The organism is Pseudolysinimonas yzui (genome assembly GCF_014653215.1).
Classification (GTDB): Bacteria; Actinomycetota; Actinomycetes; order Actinomycetales; family Microbacteriaceae; genus Pseudolysinimonas_A; species Pseudolysinimonas_A yzui.
Window position 1 is genome coordinate 326,116 of record NZ_BNAI01000003.1, and the last position, 24,950, is coordinate 351,065.

Annotated in this window: 21 protein-coding genes; 10 read left to right on the forward strand and 11 right to left on the reverse strand. The window is 70.0% G+C overall.

Going from position 1 to position 24,950, the window contains the following annotated elements:
* Positions 1-5 precede the first annotated feature (5 nt).
* Positions 6-512, forward strand: a complete 507-nt coding sequence (locus IE173_RS10210) for a molybdenum cofactor biosysynthesis protein (RefSeq protein ID WP_229842032.1) — start codon at positions 6-8, stop codon at positions 510-512.
* Here IE173_RS10210 and IE173_RS10215 read toward each other — a convergent pair.
* From IE173_RS10215 to IE173_RS10240, 6 genes are all read right to left on the reverse strand, one after another.
* The gene (locus IE173_RS10215; protein WP_191283359.1) at positions 505-1,998 is read right to left on the reverse strand and encodes an acyl-CoA synthetase; all 1,494 of its coding nucleotides are present in this window, start codon (positions 1,996-1,998) and stop codon (positions 505-507) included. The genes IE173_RS10210 and IE173_RS10215 overlap by 8 nt on opposite strands.
* Positions 1,999-2,038: 40 nt before the next feature.
* Positions 2,039-2,491 carry a MaoC family dehydratase gene (locus tag IE173_RS10220; protein ID WP_191283360.1) on the reverse strand — a complete coding sequence of 151 codons (453 nt, stop codon included), beginning with the start codon at positions 2,489-2,491 and terminating at the stop codon, positions 2,039-2,041.
* A 35-nt stretch (positions 2,492-2,526) separates the two neighbouring features.
* A complete protein-coding gene (locus IE173_RS10225; protein WP_191283361.1) occupies positions 2,527-3,690 on the reverse strand; it encodes an acyl-CoA dehydrogenase family protein in 1,164 nt (387 codons plus the stop codon).
* A 1-nt stretch (position 3,691) separates the two neighbouring features.
* Entirely contained in the window at positions 3,692-4,573 is an 882-nt protein-coding gene (locus tag IE173_RS10230; protein WP_191283362.1) for an amidohydrolase family protein, read from the reverse strand.
* Positions 4,574-4,587: 14 nt separating this feature from the next.
* On the reverse strand, positions 4,588-5,520 hold the full coding sequence (locus tag IE173_RS10235) for an SDR family NAD(P)-dependent oxidoreductase (RefSeq protein WP_191283363.1): 933 nt from the start codon (positions 5,518-5,520) through the stop codon (positions 4,588-4,590).
* A 140-nt stretch (positions 5,521-5,660) separates the two neighbouring features.
* Positions 5,661-6,596, reverse strand: coding sequence for a PaaX family transcriptional regulator (locus IE173_RS10240; protein WP_191283364.1), 936 nt, complete (start codon positions 6,594-6,596; stop codon positions 5,661-5,663).
* A gap of 184 nt (positions 6,597-6,780) precedes the next feature.
* Between IE173_RS10240 and IE173_RS10245 the strand changes: the two genes are divergently transcribed.
* The 4 genes from IE173_RS10245 (at position 6,781) to IE173_RS10260 (ending at position 10,233) form a co-directional block, all read left to right on the forward strand.
* Complete coding sequence (locus tag IE173_RS10245; RefSeq protein ID WP_191283365.1) at positions 6,781-7,755, forward strand: ABC transporter substrate-binding protein; 975 nt, start codon at positions 6,781-6,783, stop codon at positions 7,753-7,755.
* 63 nt (positions 7,756-7,818) lie between these two features.
* Positions 7,819-8,598 (forward strand): ABC transporter permease, encoded by a 780-nt coding sequence (locus IE173_RS10250; RefSeq protein ID WP_229842033.1) that lies wholly within the window; start codon positions 7,819-7,821, stop codon positions 8,596-8,598.
* 23 nt (positions 8,599-8,621) lie between these two features.
* Positions 8,622-9,422, forward strand: a complete 801-nt coding sequence (locus tag IE173_RS10255) for an ABC transporter permease (RefSeq protein ID WP_191283409.1) — start codon at positions 8,622-8,624, stop codon at positions 9,420-9,422.
* 22 nt (positions 9,423-9,444) lie between these two features.
* A complete protein-coding gene (locus IE173_RS10260) occupies positions 9,445-10,233 on the forward strand; it encodes an ABC transporter ATP-binding protein (protein WP_191283410.1) in 789 nt (262 codons plus the stop codon).
* Between the two features lie 12 nt (positions 10,234-10,245).
* Here the strand turns inward: IE173_RS10260 and IE173_RS10265 are convergent, their stop codons facing one another.
* The 5 genes from IE173_RS10265 to rsmI form a co-directional block, all read right to left on the reverse strand.
* Complete coding sequence (locus IE173_RS10265) at positions 10,246-11,181, reverse strand: 4-(cytidine 5'-diphospho)-2-C-methyl-D-erythritol kinase (protein ID WP_191283367.1); 936 nt, start codon at positions 11,179-11,181, stop codon at positions 10,246-10,248.
* Between the two features lie 9 nt (positions 11,182-11,190).
* Positions 11,191-12,012, reverse strand: a complete 822-nt coding sequence (gene rsmA, locus IE173_RS10270; RefSeq protein WP_191283368.1) for a 16S rRNA (adenine(1518)-N(6)/adenine(1519)-N(6))-dimethyltransferase RsmA — start codon at positions 12,010-12,012, stop codon at positions 11,191-11,193.
* Positions 12,012-12,944 carry a TatD family hydrolase gene (locus tag IE173_RS10275; RefSeq protein WP_191283369.1) on the reverse strand — a complete coding sequence of 311 codons (933 nt, stop codon included), beginning with the start codon at positions 12,942-12,944 and terminating at the stop codon, positions 12,012-12,014. The genes rsmA and IE173_RS10275 overlap by 1 nt, the downstream gene beginning before the upstream one ends.
* The gene (metG, locus tag IE173_RS10280) at positions 12,941-14,500 is read right to left on the reverse strand and encodes a methionine--tRNA ligase (protein WP_191283370.1); all 1,560 of its coding nucleotides are present in this window, start codon (positions 14,498-14,500) and stop codon (positions 12,941-12,943) included. The genes IE173_RS10275 and metG overlap by 4 nt, the downstream gene beginning before the upstream one ends.
* Before the next feature lie 88 nt (positions 14,501-14,588).
* A complete protein-coding gene (rsmI, locus tag IE173_RS10285; RefSeq protein WP_191283371.1) occupies positions 14,589-15,410 on the reverse strand; it encodes a 16S rRNA (cytidine(1402)-2'-O)-methyltransferase in 822 nt (273 codons plus the stop codon).
* Positions 15,411-15,440: 30 nt separating this feature from the next.
* Here rsmI and IE173_RS10290 point away from each other — a divergent pair, with 30 nt between their 5' ends.
* The 5 genes from IE173_RS10290 (at position 15,441) to IE173_RS10310 (ending at position 24,676) form a co-directional block, all read left to right on the forward strand.
* Complete coding sequence (locus tag IE173_RS10290) at positions 15,441-16,997, forward strand: dolichyl-phosphate-mannose--protein mannosyltransferase (RefSeq protein WP_191283372.1); 1,557 nt, start codon at positions 15,441-15,443, stop codon at positions 16,995-16,997.
* A gap of 76 nt (positions 16,998-17,073) precedes the next feature.
* The gene (locus IE173_RS10295) at positions 17,074-20,829 is read left to right on the forward strand and encodes a DMT family transporter (protein WP_191283373.1); all 3,756 of its coding nucleotides are present in this window, start codon (positions 17,074-17,076) and stop codon (positions 20,827-20,829) included.
* 165 nt (positions 20,830-20,994) lie between these two features.
* Positions 20,995-22,728 (forward strand): hypothetical protein, encoded by a 1,734-nt coding sequence (locus IE173_RS10300; protein WP_191283412.1) that lies wholly within the window; start codon positions 20,995-20,997, stop codon positions 22,726-22,728.
* Positions 22,729-22,737: 9 nt separating this feature from the next.
* Positions 22,738-24,084, forward strand: a complete 1,347-nt coding sequence (locus IE173_RS10305) for an O-acetylhomoserine aminocarboxypropyltransferase/cysteine synthase family protein (protein WP_191283374.1) — start codon at positions 22,738-22,740, stop codon at positions 24,082-24,084.
* 7 nt (positions 24,085-24,091) lie between these two features.
* On the forward strand, positions 24,092-24,676 hold the full coding sequence (locus tag IE173_RS10310) for a CoA-binding protein (RefSeq protein ID WP_191283375.1): 585 nt from the start codon (positions 24,092-24,094) through the stop codon (positions 24,674-24,676).
* Positions 24,677-24,950: the final 274 nt, after the last annotated feature.

Here is a 24,950-nt window from a genome sequence, read left to right on the forward strand (position 1 = left end):
TGCGGGTGAAGCAGATCGCCGTCGAGATCGTCGCGCTGCTCGCCTCACCGGTGCACCGCTACGAGGGTCGGCCCGGTGATGGTCCCGCCCCTGCTCCCGATGACGAGCTGCGCGACCACCTTGAACTCCGCGCGGGGCTCGGCATCGTCGGCGACCGGTACTTCAACCAGCCCGCCCACCGGGCGTCATCCGTCACGATCCAGGCGGTCGAGGCACTGGAGGCCGTCGCCGCCGAGCTGGGCATCGCGGTGCCGGGCCTGCGCCAGACGCGCCGCAACATCCTGCTGCGGGGCGTGGATGTCGACGCCCTCGCCCGCACGACGTTCAGTCTCGACTCCGGCGAGGGTGAGATCCGGTTCGGCGACGCACGCCCGGCGAATCCGTGCGCCTGGATGAACACCGCCATCGGCGAGGGTGCTCACCGCGCGCTGCGGCGTCGGGGCGGGGTGCGCACGGGGCCCCTGGACGACGGGGTGCTGCGCCTCGGCCCGGCCGTGCTGCGCGTCAGCTGAAGCGGTTGCGCAGGTCGAGCTTCTTCACCTTGCCCGACGCCGTGCGCGGGAGTTCGTCGACGACGACGACGTTCTTCGGGATCTTGTAGCGCGCGATCCGGCCGTTCAGGTGCTCCGCCAGGCGTTCGGTGGTCAGCTCGGCCCCCTCGCGCAGGGTCACGACCGCCCACGGCGTCTCGCCCCAGCGCTCGTCGGGAATGCCGATCACCGCGGCTCCGGTGACCTCGTCGAGCCCGAGGATGAGGTCTTCGACCTCGGCGGGGTAGATGTTCTCACCGCCCGAGATGATCATGTCCTTGAGCCGGTCGGCGACGAAGAGGAAGCCCTCGTCGTCGAACGACCCGAGGTCGCCGGTGCGGAACCAGCCGTCGGGAGTGAACGCCTCCGCGGTCGCCGCCGGGTTGCCGTGGTACCCGGGGGTGACGTTCGGCCCGCGCACCTGGATCTCGCCGATCTCGCCCGGTTCGAGCACCTCGCCGTTCTCGCCCACCACCCGCACCTCGGTGAAGAAGTGCGCCTGGCCGGCCGAGCCCATCTTCGCGCGGGTGCGCGTCGCCGGCAGGTAGGTCGCGCCGGGCGACGTCTCGGTCATCCCGTAGCCCTGCGAGAACGACAGCCCGCGGGCCTCGAAGGCTTCGAGCACCCGGGTCGGCACCGGCGAGCCGCCGCAGGTCAGCTTCCCGAGCGTCGAGAGGTCGGTGCTCGCCCAGTCGGGATGCTCGGCCATGAACTGGTAGGTCGTCGGCACGCCGCTCAGCATCGTGACGCCGTGCTCTTCGATGAGCCGCAGGGCACGGCCCGCGTCGAACGCTCGCTCGAGCACGACGGTGGCGCCCTTGAGCAGCACGGGCAGCAGCCCCATGCCGAGGGAGGCGGCGTGGAACAGCGGCGAGATCACGAGGGCGACGTCGGTCGAGACGATGTCGGCGTCGATGATCGTGTTGAGCGCGTTCCAGGTGAGGTTGCCGTGGGTGAGCACCGCCCCCTTCGGGCGCCCCGTGGTTCCCGACGTGTAGAGGATCGCGGCGGGGTCGTCGAGACCCACCCCCGGCGTTTCTGGTGCCGGTTCGACGGCGGCGAGCGCCGCATCCGCGTCGGCGCCGACCACGATCCGAGGGAGGTCACCGGCCGCCTCCGTGGCGACGGCGCTCGAGCGGTCGTCGTGCACGAGCAGGCGCGCGCCGCTGTCGGCGAGGATGTAGGCGACCTCGGGTGCCGCGAGCCGGGTGTTGACCGGCACGAACACGACACCGACCCGGGCCGCCCCGAACAGCACCTCGACGAACGCGGGCTGGTTCTCGCCGAGGAACGCGATGCGCTCGCCGCGGCCGATCCCGCGTGCGGTCAGAACGGCGGCCCAGCGTGCCGCGCGATCGGCGAGTTCGCGGTAGGTCACCTGCTCGCCGTCGCCGTGCACGAGCGCGACGACATCTCCCGAGGTCGCGGCTCGAGTGGTCAGCCAGGAGCCGATTCCACGGTTCTGCATGGGTCCCTCCTCGTCGAGGTGCTGTCGTCAGCCGCGAAGCTCAGGCGTAGAAACGGTACAGGCCACGCGCGACGACGGCAGGCTTCGTGCCGCCCTCGACCTCGATCGTCTGGTCGACGGTGAGCTGGTAGCCGCCCGGCACCTCTTCGACCTCGGCGATGACGCCCTTCATGCGGATGCGGGAGCCGACCGGAACGGGCGCCGGAAAGCGCACCTTGTCGAGGCCGTAGTTGACCCGCGTCGTGACCCCGGTGACGTCGAAGAGCTCGGTCCAGAACGGGATGGCGAGCGACAGGGTGAGGAAGCCGTGCGCGATCGGCCCGCCGAACGGCCCGTCTTTCGCCTTCACCGGGTCGACGTGGATCCACTGGTGGTCGTCGGCGGCGTCGGCGAACGTGTTGACCTGCTCCTGGGTGATCTCGCGATACTCCGAGTAGCCGAGGTCGGTCCCCGCTGCGCTGCCGAGCTGGCTGTAGTCGAGGGTGATGGTCATGGTGCTCTCCTTGTGGATCGGATGGATGCGGTGGGTCAGCGGAACGCGCTCAGGCCGGTGATGCCGCGACCCACGATGAGCGCGTTGATCTCGTGGGTGCCTTCGTAGGAGTAGACGGCCTCGGCGTCGGCGAAGAACCGGGCGAGCCGATGCTCGAGCAGGATGCCGTTGCCGCCGGCGACCTCACGTCCGAGCGCGACCGTCTCGCGCAGCCGGGCCGCCGTCCACATCTTCGCAAGCGCTGAATCCTCGTCGCTCGACAGGCCGGCGGCCTGGCGTTGGGTCAGGCGCACGACGAGGGCGAGGGATGCCGTGAGGTTGCCCAGCATCGTCGCGAGCTTGGACTGCACCAGCTGGAATCCGCCGATCGCCCGCCCGAACTGTTCGCGCTCGCGCACGTAGGCGACGGCCGCCTCGTAGGCGCCCGCCTGTGCGCCGACCGCGATCCAGGCGACGTCGGCGCGCATCGCTCCGAGCATCCGCGCGACGTCGGCGAAGGTGCTCACCCGCGCGAGCCGGGCCGATTCCGGCACCCGCACGCCGACGAGCTGGATGTCGGAGTTCTGCACGATGCGCAGCGCGATCTTGCCGGTCATCGTCGTCAGGGTCAGTCCCGGGGCATCGCGCGGCACGAGGAACGCGCCCACCCCCTCCTCGGTGCGGGCGAAGACGACGATGACGTCGGCGAGTACCGCGCCGCCGATCCAGCGCTTGCGGCCGTCGATGACCCAGTCGTCGCCGTCGCGGCGTGCCGTCGCCTGCATGCCGCGCGCGATGTCGGAGCCGTGGTCGGGTTCGGTGAGCGCGAACGCCCCGCGCAACTCGAACGATCGGATGCGGGGGGCGAGGTCGGCGACCTGCGCCTCGGACCCGCCGAGTTCGACACTCGTGCGGAAGAGCCCCGACTGCCCGTTGTAGAACGTCGCGACCGAGACGTCGGTGCGCGCCAGTTCGAAGTTGCGGAACCCCCGGTAGAGCGCGTGGCCGGCATCCGTCGCCCCGCCGAACTCGGGGGGGTCCATCAGCCGCAGGTCGGCGAGCGGCGCGATGATCTGCTCGGGAAAGGTGGCGCGTTCCCAGTGCTCGGCGACGAGCGGCTCGACCCGGGTGTCAAGCACGGCGCGCAGCCGGGCGAGGGCTGCGCGTTCGGCGTCGTCGAGCAGGTCGGCGAAACCGTAGGGGTCGTGGCCGGTCGTCACGCTAGAGGCCCAGCAGGCGGATGGCGTTGTCGCGCAGGATCTTGCGGGTCACCTTCTCGTCGAGCCCGTGTGCCGCGAAGTCGTCACGCCAGCGCGTGGGGTGCAGCACGGGGTAGTCCGAGCCGAACAGCACGCGATCCTGCAGGTAACTGCGCGCGGCACGCACCAGGTTCTCGGGGAAGTACTTCGGCGACCAGCCGGAGAGATCGATCCAGACGTTCGACTTGTGGGTCGCGATCGAGAGGGCCTCGTCTTGCCACGGCACCGACGGATGCGCGAACACGATGTCGAGGTCGGGGAAGTCGCCGGCGACGCCATCGAGCAGCATCGGGTTCGAGTAACCGAGCCGGAACCCGCCGCCACCGCGGGTGCCCGCGCCGATGCCGGTCTGCCCGGTGTGCACGAGCATGGGCACCCCGAGTCGCGAGAACTCCGCATAGAGCGGGTAGTACGCCTCGTCGGAGGGGTCGAAGCCCTGGACCGTGGGATGCAGTTTGAACCCGCGCACCCCGCTGTCCTCCACCAGGCGTCGCGCGAGTTCGACGGCATCCGCCCCGGTGCGCGGGTCGACCGACCCGAACGGGATGAGCACGTCGGCGTTGCGGGTGGCCCCGCGCGCGATCTCGGCGCTGTCGATCGGCTGATGCCCGAGTCCCGTGCGCGCGTCGACCGTGAACACGACGGCTGCCGACTTCAGCTCGCGGTAGAGGTCGGCGATCGCGTCGAGCGTCGGCAGGCCGTCGGACTTGAAGTACTTCGCTGCCGCCTCGGCGAGTGCATCCGGCAACGACAGGTGCCCGTGGTCGTCGATCTCGATGTGCACGTGCACGTCGAGGGCGTCGAGGCTCTCGATGTCGAGCCGGGGCTCGTACCGCTCGGTCATGGGGTCGGGCCCGTTCAGGAGGCCGCGGGCTCGCGGCGCAGCTCGTCGGGCAGCGGCGGGAACGACTCGCCGATGCTCTGCAGCCGGTCGCCGAACAGCCCGGCGAAGTCGTCGACGAGGGCTTCGTAGGTCCAGCCGCCGTCGCGGTACTCGGTCGCGACCGGCTCCGGGTGGCTCCAGATCTGCACCCGGTCGCCGCCGATTCCGATCGCCTGACCGGTCACGCCCGCGGCCGCGTCGGAGGCGAGGTAGGCGATGAGCCCGGCGACGTCGTCGGCCGTGCCGAAGCCGAGGTCGTGACGGAAGAAGGCGGGCATCGGCTCGCCCGCGGCATCCGCTTCGACCGCGGCGGCGAAGTACGGCACCGTGGCGGTCATCCCCGTCGCGGCCACCGGGATGACGGTGTTGACGGTCACCTCGGCCTTCTTGAGTTCGAGCGCCCAGGTGCGCGCCATGCCGACGATGCCGGCCTTCGCGGCCGCGTAGTTGGTCTGGCCGAAGGTGCCGCGCTGCCCGGTCGGCGACCCGATGCAGATGATGCGCCCGCCGTGCCCGGCCTCGCGGAAGTGGGTCGCTGCGGCTCGTGCGCAGGTGAAGGTGCCGCGCAGATGCACGTTGACGACGCGGTCGAAGTCGTCGTCGCTCATCTTCCACAGCACGGTGTCGCGCAGGATGCCGGCGTTGGTGACGAGGATGTCGAGGCGCCCGAAGTTCTCGAGCGCGGCGGCGACGAGCGCGTCCGCGGTCTCGGTGCTGCCGACCGGCGCGACCACGGCGACGGCCGAACCGCCGTCGGCGGTGATCGTCGCGACCGCCGCCTCCGCGGCGGCGGCATCCACGTCGTTGACGACGACCGACGCACCCTGCCGGGCCAGCTCCCGCGCGTACGCGAGGCCGAGACCCTGTCCGCTGCCGGTGACGATGGCGGTCTTTCCTGCGAGCGACACGATTGCTTCTCCTTTGGAGCCGGGTTGTGTCACGACGGGACATTCATGACATCTGCGAGTACATCATGCAGAGTGAATGTCATGCATGTCAATGGCGCCGTCGTGCGCCGATGGGTGGCATCGGAAGGGACGGGCGACCGCTACGCGACGAGGCGCGTCCAGTCGGAGACGGCGCGACGTTCGACCGAAGCCGCCAGGGCCGGGTCGCTGCGCGCGACCACCGACCGCACGTGCGCGGTCGCGAGATCGCCGAGAGCGTCGTGGGTCTCCAGGAACAGGTCCCGGGCCCGCTCGCGCGGCCAGTCCGGCGGCAACAACGCGGCGGGCAGATTCGGGTCACCGCTGGCCAGATCGAGCCAGGCCTCCAGCAACCGAGTGCGCTGCACCAGGGCGCTCACCGGCGACGCGTCGGCGTGGGTGAGCAGCTCCCGCGCCAACGTCGTCTGCTCGATCACGTCGTGGTAGGCCTGAGCGAGCTGCTCGAGGTTCCACGCGTTCTGGGGCAGCCGGGTCGGCGACGCGGAGTCGGCGACGGTCGCCTGCAGCGCCGTCGCTTCGACGCCCAGCGCGACCAGCTCACGCACGGCATCCTCGTGCCGGTCGTGCGGGCAGATCCAGACCTCGTCGTAGAGGGGCGCGAAGCCGAGCCAGCCGAGCCGGTTGCGCGCCGCGACCCGCAACGATCGGCTGTTCTCGGGGATGCTGAACGCGACGACGCTCCACACCCCCGCCCAGTCGTCGGTGGGGCCACCGAAGTCGATGATCCGACGGCTCGCGTCGGTCAGGATCTGCTGGGTTCGCCGGCTCGTGCGGTACGACGTCGTGCGGCCGGCCTTCGACGACTTCAGCAAGCCGCGTTTGACCATCCGACTCAGCGCGGCACGAGCTGCGGCGTCGTTGACCCCGAAGTCTCCGAGCAGACTCACCAGAGCGGCCGAGGGAAAGCCGCCCGGCGATTCGAGCCAGTAGTCGCCGAACAGCATCAGGAGCAGGCTCGGCGGCGAACCGCGGCGGGTTCCCGCGACGCGCAGGCCGCGCGCCCTCCGCGAGTCGCCGCCCTCACCGCCGCTGGTCATAGGCGCCATTGTGACACGCACCCCCTTCGCGCCGACCACGGGGTTCTTCGTCGACACATTGACATCCTCGACATTCGTACTGCAGATTGTAGGTATTAGTGTCATGAATAACCGCCGACCGTCTGGTTGAGACGGTCGGCCCGCCACCCAGCATCTCCCTTCAATGAAGAAGAAAGGTCCTGTCATGAACCGCAGCACACTCCTCGGCGGCCTCGCGTTCGCCACAGCCCTCGCCCTCGTCGGCTGCACCGACTCCGGCGCACCCTCCGAGCCGACCGACGCCGGCCCCGGCGAGACCTATCAGGTGCGCGTCGCCGCCCTCCCGATCGCCGAGACCGGGGCCATCTGGGCCGCGCTCGATGCGGGCATCTTCGAAGAGCACGGCATCGAGCTCGAGATCCTCCCCGCCCAGGGCGGCGCGCAGGCGATCCCGGCCCTCGTCGCCGGCGACATCGACTTCGCGATCGGCCAGCCGATGGGCCCGTTCCGGGCTGCGCTCGGCGGCGAAGAGGTGCGCATCCTCAGCAACTACGCCAACAGCCTCGCGAGCGGCGACGGCGACGTGAACTCCGTGGTCGCGAGCGCCGCGAGCGGCATCACCTCGTGGGCCGACCTGTCGGGCAAGACCGTCTCGGTCAACAGCCTCGGCGCTGCCGGTGACCTCACGATCCGAGCTGCCGTCGAAGCCGACGGCGGAGACCCGAGCACGATCGAGTTCGTCGCCGTCGCCTTCCCCGACGTCCCCGCCCAGATCGAGGCCGGCACGATCGACGCCGCGTGGGTCCCCGACCCGTTCCGCGGCATGGTCGTCGGCGCCGGCGGCACCGACCTGGGTGGCCCCTACCAGGCGACCATCCCCGGTCTCACCGTGCTGACCAACTTCACGCTGCAGAGCGTCATCGACGAGCAGCCCGAGATGGTCGCGGCCTGGACCGAGGCCCTCGCCGCCGCACTCGAGTACGCCGCGTCGAACGAGGATGCCGTGCGGGCCGCGATCGCGACCAACCTCGACATCCCCGAGGAGGCTGCCGCAGGCATCGTGCTGCCCGAGTTCACCGCCGACCTGAGCAACGCGGGTCTCGAGGACCTCGTCGCCCTGGCGATGGAGTACGCCTACTTCGAGACCGAGCCCGACCTGGCAACGATCGTCGTTCAGTAGCACCCGATGGTGGTCCGGGATCGACCGGTCCCGGACCACCGACCTGACCGGAAGGTTCGTGCGATGAGGCGACGACTGCGGCCCGTGCTGCTCGGCCTGGCTGGCGTGGTGGTGTTCCTCGCGCTGTGGCAGCTCGCCGCCACAGTCGGCTGGGTGAACGGCAAGTACGTTCCGCCGCCGACCGAGGTGTTCGCCTCCCTCGGGCGCATGATGCTCGACCTGCACTACTGGCGCACGATCGGCAACACCCTCACGACCTGGGCGATCGGCCTCGTCATCGCGGGCGTCGCCGCCCTCGCGCTGGGTACCGTGATCGGCCTCATCCCGTTCCTCCGCCGCTACACCCGCTCCACGGTGGAGTTCCTGCGCCCGATCCCGTCGGTCGCGATCATCCCGCTCGCGATCCTGATGTTCGGATACGACCGCGAGGCGTCCCTCGTCATCGTCGTGTTCGCGACGTTCTGGCAGATCTTCATCCAGGTGCTCTACGGCGTCGCCGACGTCGACCCCGTCGCGCGCGACACGCAGCGGAGTTTCGGCCTCTCGGCACGGTCACGGTTCGTGCACCTCGTGCTGCCGACGGCGCTGCCCTACATCATGACCGGCATCCGCCTCGGCGCGACCGTGGCCCTCATCCTCACCGTCACCGGCGAACTCCTCATCCAGGTCGACGGCATCGGACGTCTGCTCACCCAGCGGGGGACCGCCGCCGACTACGCCGGCGTCTACGCCCTCGTCGTGTCGGCCGGGCTTCTCGCGCTCGTCATCAACACGTTGGTGCGGATCATCGAACGTCGCGTTCTTGCCTGGCACGAATCGGTGCGAGCGGAGGTCGTGCTGTGAGCGCCCCCGCCGTGACCCGCCGTCTGCTTCCGGCGTCGGCGACCCGTCGCCTCCCCCGCTGGCTCGACGGCCTGCTCGAAGCGGTGGGGCTGCCGCTCGTGCTGCTCGTCCTGTGGGCGCTGTCGGCACTCGTGGCCCCCAACCGCTACTTCCCGGCACCCTGGCGCATCGCCGAGGCGTTCGTGAAGACCTGGGTGGGCGAGTCGTTCTTCGTCGACGTGCTGCCGAGCATCGGGCGCCTGCTCGTCGGACTGGCCCTCGCGATCGTGATCGGCATCGCGGTCGGCCTCCTCATCGGCTCGGTGCGCTGGCTGCGGCAGTTCGTCGAGCCCGTGTTCGAGTTCTTCCGCGCCGTGCCGCCGCCGATGCTCGTGCCGCTGCTCGCGATCACGCTCGGAATCGGCGACACGGCGAAGATCGCGGTCATCGTCGCCGGCGCGGTCTGGCCGATCCTCCTCAACACCGTGGAAGGCGTCCGCGCGGTCGACGCGGTGCAACGGGAGACGGCGACCTCGTACCAGCTTTCGACGGTGCAGCGCGTGGTCTACCTCACGCTGCCGAGTGCCGCCCCCCAGATCATGGCCGGCATCCGCCAGTCGCTGTCGATCGCCATCATCCTCATGGTGATCTCGGAGATGACGAACTCCTCGTCGGGGCTGGGCCTGCGGATCACCTTCTTCCAGCAGAACTTCCAGATCCCCGAGATGTGGAGCGGCATCGTGCTGCTCGGGTTCATCGGCATCGCGCTCGCGCTGCTGTTTCAGATCGCCGAGCGCCTCGTGCTCGGGTGGTATCGCGGCCTGAAGGAGACCGAACGTGCCTGACCAGAACCCTTCCCCGACCGCCATGCTGCGGGTCGAAGGCTTGCAGAAGTCGTACGGCGACTTCGTTGCGCTGCAGAACATCTCGTTCACCGCCAAGCAAGGTGAACTGGTCTGCATCGTCGGGCCCTCGGGTGCCGGCAAGACGACACTGCTGAAGTGCATCGCAGGCCTGCTCGCCCCGAGCGGCGGCATCGTCGAACTCGACGGCGAAGCCATCACCGGGCCCCCGAAGAAGATGGCGGTCGTCTTTCAGGAGTACGGTCGCAGCCTCATGCCGTGGATGACGGTGCGGCGCAACGTCGAGCTTCCGCTGCTGCGCACGACCCCCAAAGCCGAACGCCGCCATCTCGTCGACACGGTTCTCGAATCAGTGGGACTGAGCGCCGCGGGTGACAAGTACCCCTGGCAGCTTTCGGGCGGCATGCAACAGCGCGTCGCGATCGCGCGGGCCGTCGCGTACAGCCCGGAGGTGCTCATCATGGACGAGCCGTTCGCCTCCGTCGACGCACAGACCCGCGCCGACCTCGAGGACCTCGTGCGTTACATCTGGAAGAAGTTCGGAGTCACCGTGCTCTTCGTGACGCACGACATCGACGAATCCGTGTACCTCGGTCAGCGCGTGATCGTGTTGTCGATGACGCCGACGATCGTGCAGGAAGATCTCACGATCGACCTTCCCGAGGATCGCGATCAGCTCAACACCCGAGCCCTGCCCCGGTTCACCGAGCTGCGCACGCACGTGTACGAACAGATCCAGCGGGCGAAGCGCGACAGCGAGCGGCGACCCGACGCCGAGTCGCCCGCGGCCTGAGGACCACCGAACTCAGTCGGGAACGATGCGGGCGCCGTGCACGGGGCCGGTCGCGCGAACGACGTTGAGCTGCGCCGCCGAGAGGGCGATCTGCAGCTCGAGCGCGCCATCGAGGTCCGCCGCGAGGAACGCCACCGTCGGACCCGACCCGGAGACGATCCCGGCGAGGGCGCCGTTGCGTTCGCCGGTTTCGATCACCTTCGCGAGCGAGGGTTCGAGGTGCAGCGCCGGGGCCTGCAGATCGTTGTGCATCGCGGCCGCGAGCATCCGCGCATCTCCCGCCCGCAACGCCTGCAACACGTCGGTGCCGACCGTCGGCGCGGGGTTCGCGGGAGCCACCTCGTCGGCGTGCCGGGCGCGATGATCGTCGAGCTCGCGGTAGACGGCGGGCGTCGACAACCCGAAGTCGGCGATCGCGAGCACCCACTGGAACGTGCCCTGCGCGAGAGCGGGCGAGAGCTCGTCGCCGCGCCCGGTGCCGATCGCCGTTCCCCCGGTGATCGCGAACGGCACGTCGGCGCCGAGCTGGCGGGCGAGGTCGAGCATCTCGTCACGCGGCAGCTCGGTGCCCCAGAGCGCGTCGCAGGCGAGAAGGGTCGCGGCGGCATCCGCCGAGCCCCCACCCATGCCGCCGGTCACCGGAACGTGCTTCTCGATCTCGATGCGTGCGCCCCCGCGGTAGCCGGTGCGCTCCGCGAGCAGCTTCGCGGCGCGCACCGCGATGTTGGTGTCGTCGAGGGGGACGCGGCCGAGTTCGACGCTTCCGGTCATCCCGACGCTGAAGAACTCGGCCTCGCTCACTCGCACGTCTTCGTACAGCGACACCGCCTGGTAGGCGATGGCGACGTCGTGGTAGCCGTCGGCCTGCAGCGCGCCGACCTCGAGGTAGACGTTGATCTTGCCGGGAGCCCGCACATGCACGGAGCGCGGTACGGCCCGAGAGATCATTCCTCCACTCTAAGCTCGGGCGATCCTCAGAAAGTCCGCCACGGTGAGCTGTTCGCCCCGACGTGTCGGGTCGACCCCGGCGGCCTCCATCCGGGCGGATGCGGCGGCGGAGCCGCCGAGCACCTCGGCGAGTGCCTGCCGCAGCATCTTGCGGCGCTGCCCGAACGCGGCGTCGACGAGCGCGAAGGTGCGCACCCGCTCCTCCTCGGTGCCGGGGCGCTCGGCTCGTTCGAAAGCCACGAGGATCGAGTCGACGTTCGGCACGGGCCAGAACACCTGTCGGCTGACGTTGCCGGCGGTCGACCAGCGGCCGTACCAGGCGGCCTTGACGCTCGGCGACCCGTAGACCTTCGACCCGGGCGTCGCGGCGATGCGCTGCCCGACCTCCGCCTGCACCATCACCAAGGCGGTCTCCAGCGACGGCACCGTCTCGAGCAGGTGCAGCAGCACGGGCACCGAGACGTTGTACGGCAGATTCGCGACGAGTCGGCGGGGTGCCCCCGGGATGTCGACCCGCAGCGCGTCACCCGTGACGACCGCGAGCGGCGCCCCCGGTGCGAGCGCCTCGACGGTGTGCGGCAGCAGGTCGGCGAGCCGGCTGTCGATCTCGACGGCCGTCACCCGCGCGCCGGCTTCGAGCAGTCCGAGGGTGAGCGACCCGAGCCCGGGGCCCACCTCGAGCACCTCGTCGCCGGCCTCCACCCGAGCCGTCTTCACGATTCTGCGCACCGTGTTGCCGTCGACGACGAAGTTCTGGCCGAGCTTCTTCGTCGGCTGCAGGTCGAGTTGCGCGGCGAGGTCGCGGATCTCGGCGGGGCCGAGCAGCGCCACTAGGGCGCCTCGGCAGGGCGGTCGATCGGATCGGTCGGGGTGTCGACCGAGTTGTCGTCCCACCGGCCGTAGACGGCTTCGGTGTTGGAGGAGATCTGTGCGGCGAGCATCGACACGTCGGTGCCGAGGTGCTCGGCCATGAACCGCAGGGTGTGCGGCAGCAGATACGACGAGTTGGGCCGCCCGCGCCACGGCATCGGGGTGAGGTACAGGGCGTCCGTCTCGATGAGGATGTTGGCCCGCGGGATCGTCTCGAGGGCTTCGCGCAGCGCTCCCGCGTTCTTGAAGGTGACGGTGCCGGCGAACGAGAGGAACCACCCCGAGTCGGCGACCTCCTTCGCGAACTCGGCATCGCCCGAGAAGCAGTGGAACACGGTGCGTTCCGGCGCACCGACCCTCCGCAGCACCCGCAGAACGTCGCGGTGCGCGTCGCGGTCGTGGATCTGCAGGGCGAGGTCGTGCTCTTTCGCGATCGCGATGTGCGCCTCGAACGAGCGGATCTGCGCATCCCGGCCGTCTTCGCCGGTGCGGAAGAAGTCGAGCCCCGTCTCACCGATGGCCCGCACCCGGGGACGCGTCGCGAGCTCGGCGATTCCGGCGAGGTGCTCGTCGAGCAACCCCTTCGCCTCCAGGTCGGGCGCCTCGTTGGGATGCAGCGCCACCGCCGCGAGCACGCGCGGCTCGTGCGAGGCGACCTCGGCGCTCCACCGCGACGTCTCCAGGTCGGTGCCGACCTGCACGACCCCGCGCACCCCGACGCTCGACGCCCGATCGAGCTGCTCTTTGAAGTCGAGCGAGCTCGCCCCGTCCTCGATCTCGAGGTGCGTGTGGTTGTCGTAGATCGGAACCACCAGCGGCACCGGCAGCGGCGGGTAGTCCGCGACCAGTTCGTCGGGACCCCGCTCGCGGGACCGCAGGAAGGCGTCCGTCACGTCGCAGCTGCCTCGATCTCGATACGCGGGAAGAGCGGATCGAGCGACGCCACCGTTCCCCCGCCCGGGCGGTCCCAGGCACGGTCGACGCGCTGCTCGAGCAGCGCCCCGGACTCGCCGAGCGCCGCCCAGAGCTTCGCCGTCGCCTGGGGCATGACGGGCGAGTACAGCACCGCGAGGGTGCCGACCCCGTGCGCCAGCGTCGCGAGCACCTGGTCGAGGCGCTCGGCCTGGGCCTCGTCCTTGGCGAGCACCCACGGCGCCTGCTCGGTCACGTACCCGTTGAGCGCATCGACGAGGGAGCCGATCGCGGCGATCGCCTCATGGATCGCGAGCTCACCGATTGCCGCATGGGCGGCATCCGTCACGTTCTTCTCGAGGTCGGTGATGGCGACATCCCGGGGGGCATCGGGAACGACCCCGCCGCGGTACTTCTCGAGCATCGCGATGACCCGTGACGCGAGGTTTCCGAAACCGTTCGCGAGTTCCGCCTGGTAGCGCGCCGACAGGTCCTCCCACGAGAACGAGCCGTCCTGCCCGAAGGTGATCGCCGAGAGGAAGTAGTAGCGGAAGGCGTCGGATCCGAAGACATCCGTGATCTGATGCGGCGCGATGCCGGTGAGCTTCGACTTCGACATCTTCTCGCCGCCGACGAGCAGCCAGCCGTGCCCGAAGACGCGCGCCGGCACCGGCAGGCCCGCGGCCATGAGCATCGCCGGCCAGATGACGGCGTGGAACCGGGCGATGTCCTTGCCGACGATGTGCACGGCGGGCCAGCGGCGGCGGAAGGTCTCGGTGTCGGCGCCCCAGCCGACGGCGGTCGCGTAGTTGAGCAGCGCGTCGAACCAGACGTAGACGACGTGTGTCGGATCCCACGGCACCTTGATGCCCCAGTCGAAACTCGACCGCGAGATCGACAGGTCTTCGAGCCCCTGTTTGACGAACTGGATGATCTCGTTGCGCACGCTGTCGGGCTGCACGAAGTCGGGCTGCTCCTCGTAGAGCCGCAGCAGGGCATCCCCGAAGTCGCTCATGCGGAAGAAGTAGTTCTTCTCGCTGAGGATCTCGACCGGCCGGGAGTGGATCTTGCAGACGTACTGGCCGGCGAACTCGCCCTCCTCAGGCAGGTCGAGGTCGTCGAGCTGCTTGTACTCCTCGCAGCCGACGCAGTAGTACCCCTCGTACTCGCCCTCGTAGATGTGGCCCTCGTCGTAGAGCTGCTGCAGGAACTTCGCGACGGCGGTCTCGTGCCGCTCGTCGGTGGTGCGGATGAAGTCGTCGTTCGCGATGTCGAGGGTGTCGAGCACGGGGAGCCAGGCCTCCGCGACGAGCTTGTCGGCCCAGGCCTTCGGACTCACGCCGTTGGCGGCGGCGGTGCGCTCGATCTTCTGCCCGTGCTCGTCGGTTCCGGTGAGCAGCCAGGTGTCGTCGCCCGCCTGCCGGTGCCAGCGCGCGAGCACGTCCGCCGCGACCTCCGTGTACGCGTGCCCGATGTGGGGCACGTCGTTGACGTAGAAGATCGGCGTCGTGATGTAGAACCGGCCGGGCTGAGACACGTGCTTCAGCCTAGCTTTCGCGCCCGCGTGTTACTGAGGCGTCGAAAAGGGTCGCTCTGAAGCCAAGGATCCGACCACTTTCGACGCCTCAGGAACCCTTCGCGCGGATGGCCGCCTCGTACAGGTCACGTGAGGACAGGCCCGTGGCGGCGGCGACATCGGCGGCGGCCTCTTTCAGGCGGATGCCGTCGGCCGCCAGCTCGAGGACCGTCGCGACCGCGGCATCCCGGCTCATCGTCGCGGCGGCGGCGGGAGCGCCCTCGACGACGATGACGATCTCGCCGCGTGCGCCGTCGGCGTAGCGTTCGGCGAGTTCGGCGAGCGTGCTGCGGGCGACCTCTTCGTACAGCTTGGTCAGCTCGCGGCAGACGGCGGCCCGGCGGTCGGCGCCGAACACCGTCGCGAGGTCGGCGAGGGCGTCGCCGATGCGATGCGGCGACTCGAAGAAGACGAGGGTGCGGGTCTCGGTGGCGAGCGGGGCGAGCGCGGCGACGCGGCCCTTGCGCGGCAGGAAGCCCTCGAAGGCGAAACGGTCGGTCGGCAGGCCGGAGAGGGCGAGGGCCGTCAGCACGGCACTCGGCCCGGGCAGGGCGGTCACCTGCACCCCCGCGTCGATCGCGGCGGCGACGAGCGCGTAGCCGGGGTCGCTCACGGTCGGCATGCCGGCATCCGACAGCACGAGAACATCCTCGGTGCGGGCGAGTTCGACGAGTTCGGCGGCGCGCTCCCGTTCGTTGTGCTCGTGCAGCGCGACCAGCTTCGGCCGGTTCTCGATGCCGAGCCCGCGCAGCAACTGCACCGTCACCCGGGTGTCCTCGGCGGCGATCGTGCCGACGCGTTCCAGCGTCTCCACGAGCCGCCGTGACGCGTCGCCGAGGTTGCCGATCGGCGTCGCCCCGAGAATGATCACGCCCCATCCTCTCGCGCATACGATTCTGGGGTGACGCAACTCGAGCTGCCGGGATCGCGGCTCGACGACTGGTGGACCCGGGTGCAGAGCACGGAGGCCGCGCGACGCGCGTGGCGCTGGGGCGGGCCAGCCGTCGTCACCGCGGTGGCCGCGGCGACGCGGCTGATCGGGCTCGGGCATCCCGGGTCGCTCGTGTTCGACGAGACCTACTACGTGAAGGATGCCTACACCCTCTCGCAGCTCGGTTACGAGGGCAGCTGGCCGGCCGACGCGAACACCGCGTTCAACGCCGGCGACCCGTCGGGGTACCTCAGCGGGGCGTCGTTCGTCGCGCATCCCCCGGTCGGCAAGTGGATCATCGCCGCCGGGATGGCGCTGTTCGGCGCCGACGATCCGTTCGGCTGGCGCGTCTCGGTCGCGATCGTCGGCATCCTGCTCGTCGTGCTCACAATGGGCGTCGCGCACCTGCTGTTCGCCCGCCCCCTGCTCACGGTGATCGCCGGCGGGCTGCTGGCGATCGACGGCAACGCGATCGTGCTGAGCCGGGTCGCGCTGCTCGACACGATGCTCGCCTTCTTCGCCCTGCTCGGCGTGCTGTTCGTGGTGCTCGACCGGGGGTTCGCGAAACGTCGGCTCGCCGCCCACGTCGCCGCTCGCGGCACGACGGGCTGGGGCCCGGCCCTCTTCTGGCGGCCGTGGCTGCTGGCGGCATCGATCGCCTTCGGCCTCGCGACGGGGGTGAAGTGGAGCGGCCTCTACTTCCTCGCGATCTTCGGCGTCTACGTCGTGGTGGGCGAACTGCTGCTGCGCCGGCAGGCAGGCATCGAGTTCTGGGCGACCGGCGGCATCCTCAAACAGGCGCCGGTGACCTTCCTGCTGCTGGTGCCGCTCGCCGCGGCCGTGTACCTCGTCTCATGGACGGGCTGGTTCGTCACCGACGGCGGCTACCACCGGCACTGGGTCGAGGGCGGCGGTGAGGCGTGGACCGGGGGGCTGGCCTGGGTGCCGACCGCGTTCCAGAACTGGTGGCACTACGAAGCCGCCGTGTACACGTATCACGTCGGCGAGAGCAGCCCGCACGGCTACCAGTCGAACCCGCTCACCTGGCTGTTCCTGGTGCGGCCGACGAGCATGTTCTACCAGGGCTTCTCCGACGGCAGCGTGCAGACGATCCTCGACATCGCCAACCCGCTCATCTGGTGGGCGGCGACTGCGGCGGCCTTCTGGCTCGTCGTTCGCGTGGTGCAGCGCCTGCGGCGGCGGGAACCCGTCGCGACCGAGGCGCTCATCCTCACCGGCATCGCCGCGGGCTACCTGCCGTGGCTGCTCTACCTCCACCGCACGGTGTTCAGCTTCTACACGATCGCGTTCGAGCCCTACCTGATCCTCGCGCTCACCGCCGCCCTCGGGATGCTGCTGGGCACCGCCGCCGACCCCGAATCACGACGCACGGTCGGCATCCGCGCGGTCGGCGTCTTCCTCGGCGTCTGCGTCCTGCTGAGCCTGTTCTTCCTGCCGATCTGGACCGGGATGTCGGTGCCCGACTGGTTCTTCCGCATCCACCTGTGGCTGCCGTCGTGGTTGTGAGAATCCTGTAACACGCCTGGAACTTGACACGTCCTAGACTCTCGGGCGGGGGGACCAGCTCGAGACAGGACCCCCGATGTCGCGCCGCCGCACCCTTGCCGGCCTTACGGCCCTCACTGCCCTCACCGGAACGCTCGTGTTCGCCGGCGCCATCGCCGCGAACGCGGATGGCGGCCTCGAGTTCGCCCCCGCTCTCGAGAACCTCAACACCCCGTGGACGAACTCGGGTTTCGAGTTCTCGGGCACCTCGACCAACGGCGGCGACCCGACGGTGACGGTGTGGGATGACGACGGGGAAACGCAGCTGTGCTCCGCGCCGGTCGTGGCGAACGCCTGGTCGTGCACGACGGCGAACCCGCTGCCGGTCGGCCCGCACTCGTACACGGCGACCCAGGCCATTCCCGACCTCCCCCCGGTTCAGGACGTCGTCGCGATCTACGTCATCCCTTCCGCCCCGACGTACGACAACGCCAACCCCTACGTGATCGACGAAGATGCCGAGGCCTTCTTCTCCGGCGACACCTCCGCGCCGGACTCGGTCATCCAGGTGACCGTCGACGGGATCACCCCGTCGTGCACGACCCCGAACATCCCGGCCCCGGGCGACTGGTCCTGCTCGTTCTCGACCGCCGGGGTCGCTCCAGGCGAATACACGATGCGGGTGCGGCAGACCACCGGGCCGTACTGGAGCGAAGCATCGGGTCCGCTGATCATCACCGACACCGTCGACTTCTTCATCACGTCGCCGGTGACGGCGCTCGCGGGTTCGGGCTTCACCATCTCGGGTACCGCCGACTCCGACGACACCTCCGCCATCGACGTGCGTCTCGGCACCGAGGTCACCGGCGACCTGCTCTGCTCGGCGACGTGGGAGGCGGGCGCCTGGTCGTGCGACGCCTCCCCCCTCACCCCGGGTGACTACGCCCTCACCGCCTGGCAGGCCACGCGCACCTCACCCACCGTGCCGCTCAGCGTGCTGGTTCCCGCACCCGAACTCGACGTCCCGCTGAACTGGACGATCGACGCCGGCGACGACGCCGCCTACTCCGGCCTCACCACCTACCCGAACGTCGACGTGCTGATCGACGTCGAAGGGTGGGGCTTCTGTCAGACGGACGGGCCCTTCGCGACTCCCGGCACGGCGTGGCAGTGCCCGATCTCGGCACCGCCGGTGGGCAGCTACGCCGTCTCGATCCGCCAGTTCATCTCCGGCTCACCGAGCCAGACCCTCGAAGGCACGCTGACGGTGCAGCCCGCGCTGCAGATCACCGTCCCCGGCGGCGATGTCGTCTGGACCGCGGGCGACTTCCTCGCCGTGTCGGGCACCTCGCCCTCGAACGATCAGATCGACGTCTCCCTCGACGGCGACTTCGGCACCCCGGTGTGCACGATCGCGGCACCCGTCCCCACCGACTGGACCTGCCCGGGGATCGCCGTCGACCCCGGCCCCCACACGTTGACGGCCAGCCAGTACCTGCAGAACGACGAGGTCGTCGCCTTCGACGTGCTGCTGCCGGCCCCCGACCTTCCGGGTACCTTCAGCTTCGAACCGGGCACGGCGAATGCCACCGTCGCCGGCACGCGCGCCTACGACGCCTCGACCCGGGTGACCGTTTTCGAGGACTACGGGGAGGGCGTCGGGCCCGAGCTGGCGACCACCACCTGCCCGCAGGGTCTCGCCGGCACCTTCACCTGCGTGCTCGACCTGTCGTCGCTCGCCGTCGGCACCTACATCGTGCGCGTCGAACACTTCCTGCCCGGTCAGCCCGAAGTACTCGCGGAGTACTCCGAGACCTACCTCTCCATCGAGTCGGGCGACTACACCGGCCCGGTTCTCGGTTGCACGTTCCAGCCGAGCGGCGTGACGATCTCTGCGGCGGCGCCGACGAACATCGGGATCTACACCCTCGTCCCCTCGATCGACGACGCCGGCTGGGCGCTGGCCGCACAGGGGTACTGCGGCGGAAGCGCCGGATACCGCGACGACTCCGTCGACCTCTGGGATGACACGCCCCTCGGCGGTGAGGGCGGAGCCGGCTGCACGACCGCGGGCTGTGTGCTGACCGACCTGGCGCCGGGGATCTACGAGGTCTACTACTCCGGCGCCGAGGGTGAGACGGAGGGCACCGGCTCGTTCGACTACCTGTTCCGCGTGCCCGAGACCCCCACCGCCGTCGCGGCGAGCGCGGGCAACTCGGTCGCCCTCTCCGGCGCCGCCACGGCCGGTGATCTCGTCCGCGTCGTCGGCGGATCGGGCGCGACCCTGTGTCAGACGACGGCGAACGGCGCCGGCGCCTGGGCGTGCGGGTTCGCCGCCTCGACCGAGACCAGCGCCCGCGCGATCAGCGTCGATCCCCAGTCCGGCGGTCTGTCGGCCTACTCGGCGAGCCACAGCATCCCGGTCTTCGTCGCGCCGGTCACGCCGCCGGTCACGCCGGTGACGCCCGGGCCGCAGCTCCCCACGCTCGTGCAGTGGCTGCTGAACTTCGACGGCGACCTGATGAACCTGAAGCCCGGCGACACCTTCTCGATGACGATCGAGGGGATGCCGGCCGGCTGGGGCATCGAGGTCGTCATCCACTCGACGCCCCGCAGCCTCGGCACCGCGGTTGCGACGGGGGGCCCGCAGACGCTGGAGTTCACGGTGCCCGACGACATCGAGTCGGGCGATCACCGCATCGAGGTCATCGCCACGACCCCGCTCGGCACGAGCTACTACGAGAACGTCGACGCCCGAGTGATCGGCGGCGTCGACCCCGTCGCGGAGGACGAACCGGAGGAGGCGACCGACGGCTCGACCTCGACCGGTTCCGGTGGTCCCGGCACGGGCGACCGCAGCAACCCGGCGGCCCCGAGCGCGCTCACCGATTCGATCGCGCCGCTCGCGCAGATCGTCGACAACCCGGTGACGATCGCGATCGCGGGCGGCCTCGCCCTCGCCCTGCTCTTCCTCGTCGCCCTGCCGACGGAGTTGCTCAACTCGTCGCTGTCGTCGAACAGCTCGCGTCTCGGGCGGGTCTACGGCACCGTCGACCGGGCGATGACGCGGGCGCAGGACTGGCTCATCCGATTCACCCGCTCGCGGGCGATCGCCGCCGGGCTGCTCGTCGTGCTGGTGGCGATCATCTACGGCTTCGTCGACCCGGGTTTCGGGTTCGACATCGTGTCGCTACGGCTCGTGCTGTCGCTCGGGATCGCCTTCTTCCTGCTGAGCTTCGTGGCGTCGTGGATCTCCGGTCTCATCATCCGGAGGGCGTGGGGCGCGATCGGCGTCGTCGCGATGCAGCCGACGATCATCCTGTTCGCCGTCGTCGGTGTCATCGTCGCGCGCATCCTCGAGTTCTCGCCCGGCTTCCTCGTCGGCGTCGCGATCGGGCTCGAGCTGCTGCAGGCGAGCAAGCAGGTGAGCGCGCGCGCCGTCTTCGTGCAGATCGGCGTCGTGACCGGGCTCGCCCTGGCGGCGTGGATCGTCTATTCGCTCTTCACCCCCGGCAACGACTTCGCCGGGATGCTGGTCGAGGACACCATGGTCGCGGTGACCGCCGAGGGACTCACCGGTGCGCTGATCGCGGTGTTCCCGCTCAAGTTCCTCGACGGACGCGAACTCTGGGAGGTGTCGAAGCGGCTCTGGGTCGGTGCCTTCCTGCTGGTGGCGGTCGCCTTCGCGCTGCTCGTGCTGCCGACGGCGATCGCGGGCACGGATGTCGCCGACTACGGCGTCTGGCTGCTCGTCTTCGCGGTGTTCGGTGGGCTGTCGCTCGCCGTGTGGCTGATCTTCGTCCGCGCCGATAAGCGGGCAGCCGTAGCCGAGAAGGAGGATGTCGACGCGTAGCGGGTGATCGGCGGGTGAGAGAACTCTCACCCCCGCGAAACACTGCGCTAACACGGGGCCGCCAAGATGAGGACACCCCGTTTTTCCCGCGGAGCGTTTCTGCTTACCCCAGGCGCGTGCCGCGTCCCCTTTCATCGCGTTACCCCAACCCGCATTGGACCCGACGTGCCTGAAATCCGACTCCTCGCGCGCCCGATCGTCGCCGCTCTCGCGCTGCTCCTCGTCGTGCTCGCCGCAACGCTCCTCGCCACCACCTCGAGCGCCCGTGCGGCGGTCTCGATCTCCATCTCGCCCGCCGTGGTGCATGCCGACAGCGCCATCACGATCTCGGGATCGAAAGACCCCGCCGGCACGGTGACGGTCGCCCTGCGGCCCCCGGGTGCGACCTGGATCGCGCTCGCCTGTTCCGGGACGGGCGCCGGGTCTGCCGCCTGGTCCTGCGCCGCGCCCGGGGGGCCGCGGCATCTCGGCAACCACCAGATCCAGGTGAGCGAGACGGTCGGCGACGTCACGTCGGTGGCGACCGCGAAGTTCGAGGTGGTGCCGCTCGCCGTGGGTGGCGCGGTCGCCCCGCCGCCGCCTCCCCCGCCGACCCCCACCCCGACGGTGACGCCGACTCCGACGGTCACGCCCACCCCGACGGTCACCCCCACCCCGACTCCGAAGCCGACGTCGACCGCGGTGCCGAACGGGCCGCCCACCGGCGGCAAGCCCGAGGCCGACCCCGACGAGGAGCTCGAGACCTTCGCCCTGCCCGAGGAGTCTCCGACGCCGACCCCGGGCATCACTCCGGTCGCGCTCGCCGACCCGGTCGCGGCCGACCCGCAGACGCCTGCGTCCCCGCGGCCCGCGTCGTCCGTCGGCGACGACCCCGCGGCCCCGAGCGTGCTCAACGAAGCGGTCACGACGATCCAGGACATCTTCAAGAATCCGCTCACGGTCGCCGTGGCGGCCGGCATCGGCGGCCTCATCCTGCTGCTCGTCGCGATCCCCGCCAACATCCTGGACGCGACGATCGAGGCGAACTGGGACCGCATCCGCGCCCCCTTCACCCGGCTGGTGCGGTTCGGCGACCGGGTGCGTGCGCTCACCGCGAAGCTGCCGCGATTCCCGTTCCCCGCGCCGCTCGTGATCATCCTGGCGACGGTCGCGTTCGGGTTCTCGAACCCCGAATTCGGCGTCGACGCGACCTCGCTGCGCATGACGCTCGCCCTCGCGCTCGGCCTCATCCTCGTCGTGCTCGTGCCCACCACGATCACCCGCATCATGATGGGTCGGCGCTGGCACGTGCCCGCGCAGATCGTGGCCCGGCCGGGTGCCTTCGTGCTGGCCCTGCTCGGTGTGCTGGCGTCGCGCACGATCGGATTCAGCCCCGGCATCCTCGTCGGTCTCGTCCTCGGACTCGAGCTGGCCCGCAGCGCGCGCGCCGAAGACCGCAACCGGGCCACGGCGATCCGGCTGACCGCGACCCTCGGCATCGCCCTCGCCGCCTGGCTCGGCTATTCCGCCCTGCACGGGTTGTGGAGCGGCAGCGCACCGGACGTGCTCGGGCAGCTCACCCTCGAGACGCTCGGGGCCGCCGCATCCGAGGGGCTCGCCGGCGTCATGGTCGCGATCCTGCCGGTGACGTTCCTCGAGGGCCGCGAGCTGTTCGACGACGCCAAGGGCCGCTGGCTGGCGCTCGCGATCCCCGCGACGTTCGCCTTCGCCCTCATCGTGCTGCCGACGGTGACGACCGCCGACGGTCCGCAGCAGCCGATCGGGCTCTGGATCGGGGTGCTGGTCGGGTTCAGTCTCCTGGTCGCGGCGATCTGGCTGACCTTCCGGATCCTCGATGCGAGGGAGGCGAAGCGCGAGGCGGCTCGTAGCACAGAGAAACACGCGGTGGAGGCCGGATAATCTGGCCGGATGCCAGTTTCTCCCGACGACGCCGCTTCGTCTCCCGCCGACTCGCACGCCGAAACGCACACCGACCGCAACTACGGGTTCAAGACCCGGGCCATCCACGCCGGCAACATCCCCGACGCGGTGAGCGGTTCGCGCGCGCTGCCGATCTACCAGTCGAGTGCGTTCGTCTTCGACGACACGGCGGATGCCGCTGCCCGCTTCGCCCTGCAGAAGTACGGCAACATCTACAGTCGGCTGGCGAACCCGACGGTCGCCTCGTTCGAGGAGCGCATCGCGAGCCTGGAGGGCGGCCTCGGCGCCGTCGCCACGGCATCCGGCCTCGGCGCGGAGTTCATCACCTTCGCCTCGCTCGCCGGCGCCGGCGACCACATCGTGTCGGCCGCGTCTCTCTACGGCGGCTCGGTCACCCAGCTCGACGTCACCCTGCGGCGCTTCGGCGTCGAGACGACCTTCGTCGCCGGCACGAACCCCGAGGACTACGCGGCGGCGATCACCGACAAGACGAAGCTCATCTTCACCGAGTCGGTCACCAACCCGTCGGGTGACATCGCCGACCTCGAGGGTCTCGCCGATGTCGCGCACGCGCACCACCTGCCGCTCATCGTCGACTCGACCGTCGCGACCCCCTACCTCAACCGTCCGATCGAGTGGGGGGCGGATGTCGTCATCCACTCGGCCACGAAGTTCCTGGGCGGCCACGGCACGACCCTCGGCGGCGTCGTCGTCGAGTCGGGCCGGTTCCACTGGGCGAACGAGCGCTTCCCCCTGTTCGACACCGAGGTCGCCCACTACGGCGGGCTGAACTGGCACGGCAACTTCGGCGAGTACGCGTTCCTCACCCGGCTGCGCGCCGAGCAGTTGCGCGACATCGGCCCGGCCCTCTCCCCGCACTCGGCGTGGCTGCTCGCGCTCGGCGTCGAGACGCTGCCGTACCGCATGCAGGCGCACGTCGACAACGCCCGCGCCGTCGCCGAATGGCTGGATGCCGACCCGCGCATCGGCTTCGTCAACTGGGCGGGCCTGCCGCAGCATCCGCACTTCGAGCGCGCCAAGAAGTACTTGCCCAAGGGTCCGGGCTCGGTGTTCTCGTTCGGGGTGAAGGGCGGCCGCGCCGCGGGTCAGACCTTCATCGAGAGCGTCAACCTCGCGTCGCACCTGGCGAACATCGGCGACGCGAAGACCCTCGTCATCCACCCCGGCTCGACGACGCACGCCCAGCTCACCGAGCAGCAGCTGGTGGATGCCGGCGTGCAGCCGGGCCTGGTGCGCATCAGCGTCGGCATCGAGGATGTCGAGGACATCATCGCCGACCTCGACCAAGCGCTCGCCGCCGCGGTGAAGGGATAATCGGAACATGCCTACTGCGACTGCCGATGTCGATCTCGAGACCGTCCACCTCACGAACGGCCTCACCTGCGACATCCCGGCCTCCTCGCCGCTCGCGAAGCTGCTGAAGAGCAAGCGCACCTGGGTCGGCCCGTCGGCGCAGGATCGCCTGAAGATCCTGCAGAAGGCGAAGACCGTCGCGATCGTCGGCGCCTCGCCGAACCCGGCGCGTTCGTCGTTCTTCGTCGCGACCTACCTCAAGCAGTCGAGCGACTACGAGCTGTACTTCGTCAACCCGAACGCCGACGAGATCCTCGGGCAGAAGGTCTACAAGTCGCTCGCCGACCTGCCGGTGGTGCCCGACATCGTCGACGTCTTCCGCAAGGGCAGCGACATCCCCCAGGTGATGGATGAGGCCCTGGCGATCGGCGCGAAGACCGTGTGGGTGCAACTGGGCATCTGGAACGAGGAGGCGGCGTACTACGGCGAGTCGAAGGGACTCACCGTCGTGATGGACCGCTGCATCAAGGTCGAGCACGCCCGCTTCCACGGCGGCCTGCACCTGCTCGGCTTCGACACCGGTCAGATCACCGCGCGCAAGACCCTCCGCTGACCCTGCCGGGTAATCCGTCACACATGCGACGGATTACCGGGACCTGCGCGCTTGAATTGGCGGATTAGTGCCACCGCGAGTCCCCGCACATTACGGATCGTGTCAGGCGGGTTCCCGGTGCGGCGGGACGCGCCGTTAGCGTGGCTCTCAGTGTCAGGGTGACATTGCCGCGTTGCGGTGGTTGGCTCCTGATCACTGGGTGTCTGGCTCTTAGCGTGGGTGCCGCCTTCGGGCTGGCGAGCATGCGTTTTGCCGACGCCCGGTGTGATGGACC

Bases quoted from the DNA above. Each gene is read 5' to 3' on its own strand.
- IE173_RS10215 (WP_191283359.1), bottom strand. From the start codon at position 1,998: ATGCAGAACCGTGGAATCGGCTCCTGGCTGACCACTCGAGCCGCGACC.
- IE173_RS10310 (WP_191283375.1), top strand. From the start codon at position 24,092: ATGCCTACTGCGACTGCCGATGTCGATCTCGAGACCGTCCACCTCACG.
- IE173_RS10295 (WP_191283373.1), top strand. From the start codon at position 17,074: ATGTCGCGCCGCCGCACCCTTGCCGGCCTTACGGCCCTCACTGCCCTC.
- IE173_RS10245 (WP_191283365.1), top strand. From the start codon at position 6,781: ATGAACCGCAGCACACTCCTCGGCGGCCTCGCGTTCGCCACAGCCCTC.
- IE173_RS10260 (WP_191283410.1), top strand. From the start codon at position 9,445: ATGCTGCGGGTCGAAGGCTTGCAGAAGTCGTACGGCGACTTCGTTGCG.
- IE173_RS10305 (WP_191283374.1), top strand. From the start codon at position 22,738: ATGCCAGTTTCTCCCGACGACGCCGCTTCGTCTCCCGCCGACTCGCAC.
- IE173_RS10240 (WP_191283364.1), bottom strand. From the start codon at position 6,596: ATGACCAGCGGCGGTGAGGGCGGCGACTCGCGGAGGGCGCGCGGCCTG.
- IE173_RS10220 (WP_191283360.1), bottom strand. From the start codon at position 2,491: ATGACCATCACCCTCGACTACAGCCAGCTCGGCAGCGCAGCGGGGACC.
- IE173_RS10230 (WP_191283362.1), bottom strand. From the start codon at position 4,573: ATGACCGAGCGGTACGAGCCCCGGCTCGACATCGAGAGCCTCGACGCC.
- IE173_RS10250 (WP_229842033.1), top strand. From the start codon at position 7,819: ATGAGGCGACGACTGCGGCCCGTGCTGCTCGGCCTGGCTGGCGTGGTG.
- IE173_RS10265 (WP_191283367.1), bottom strand. From the start codon at position 11,181: ATGATCTCTCGGGCCGTACCGCGCTCCGTGCATGTGCGGGCTCCCGGC.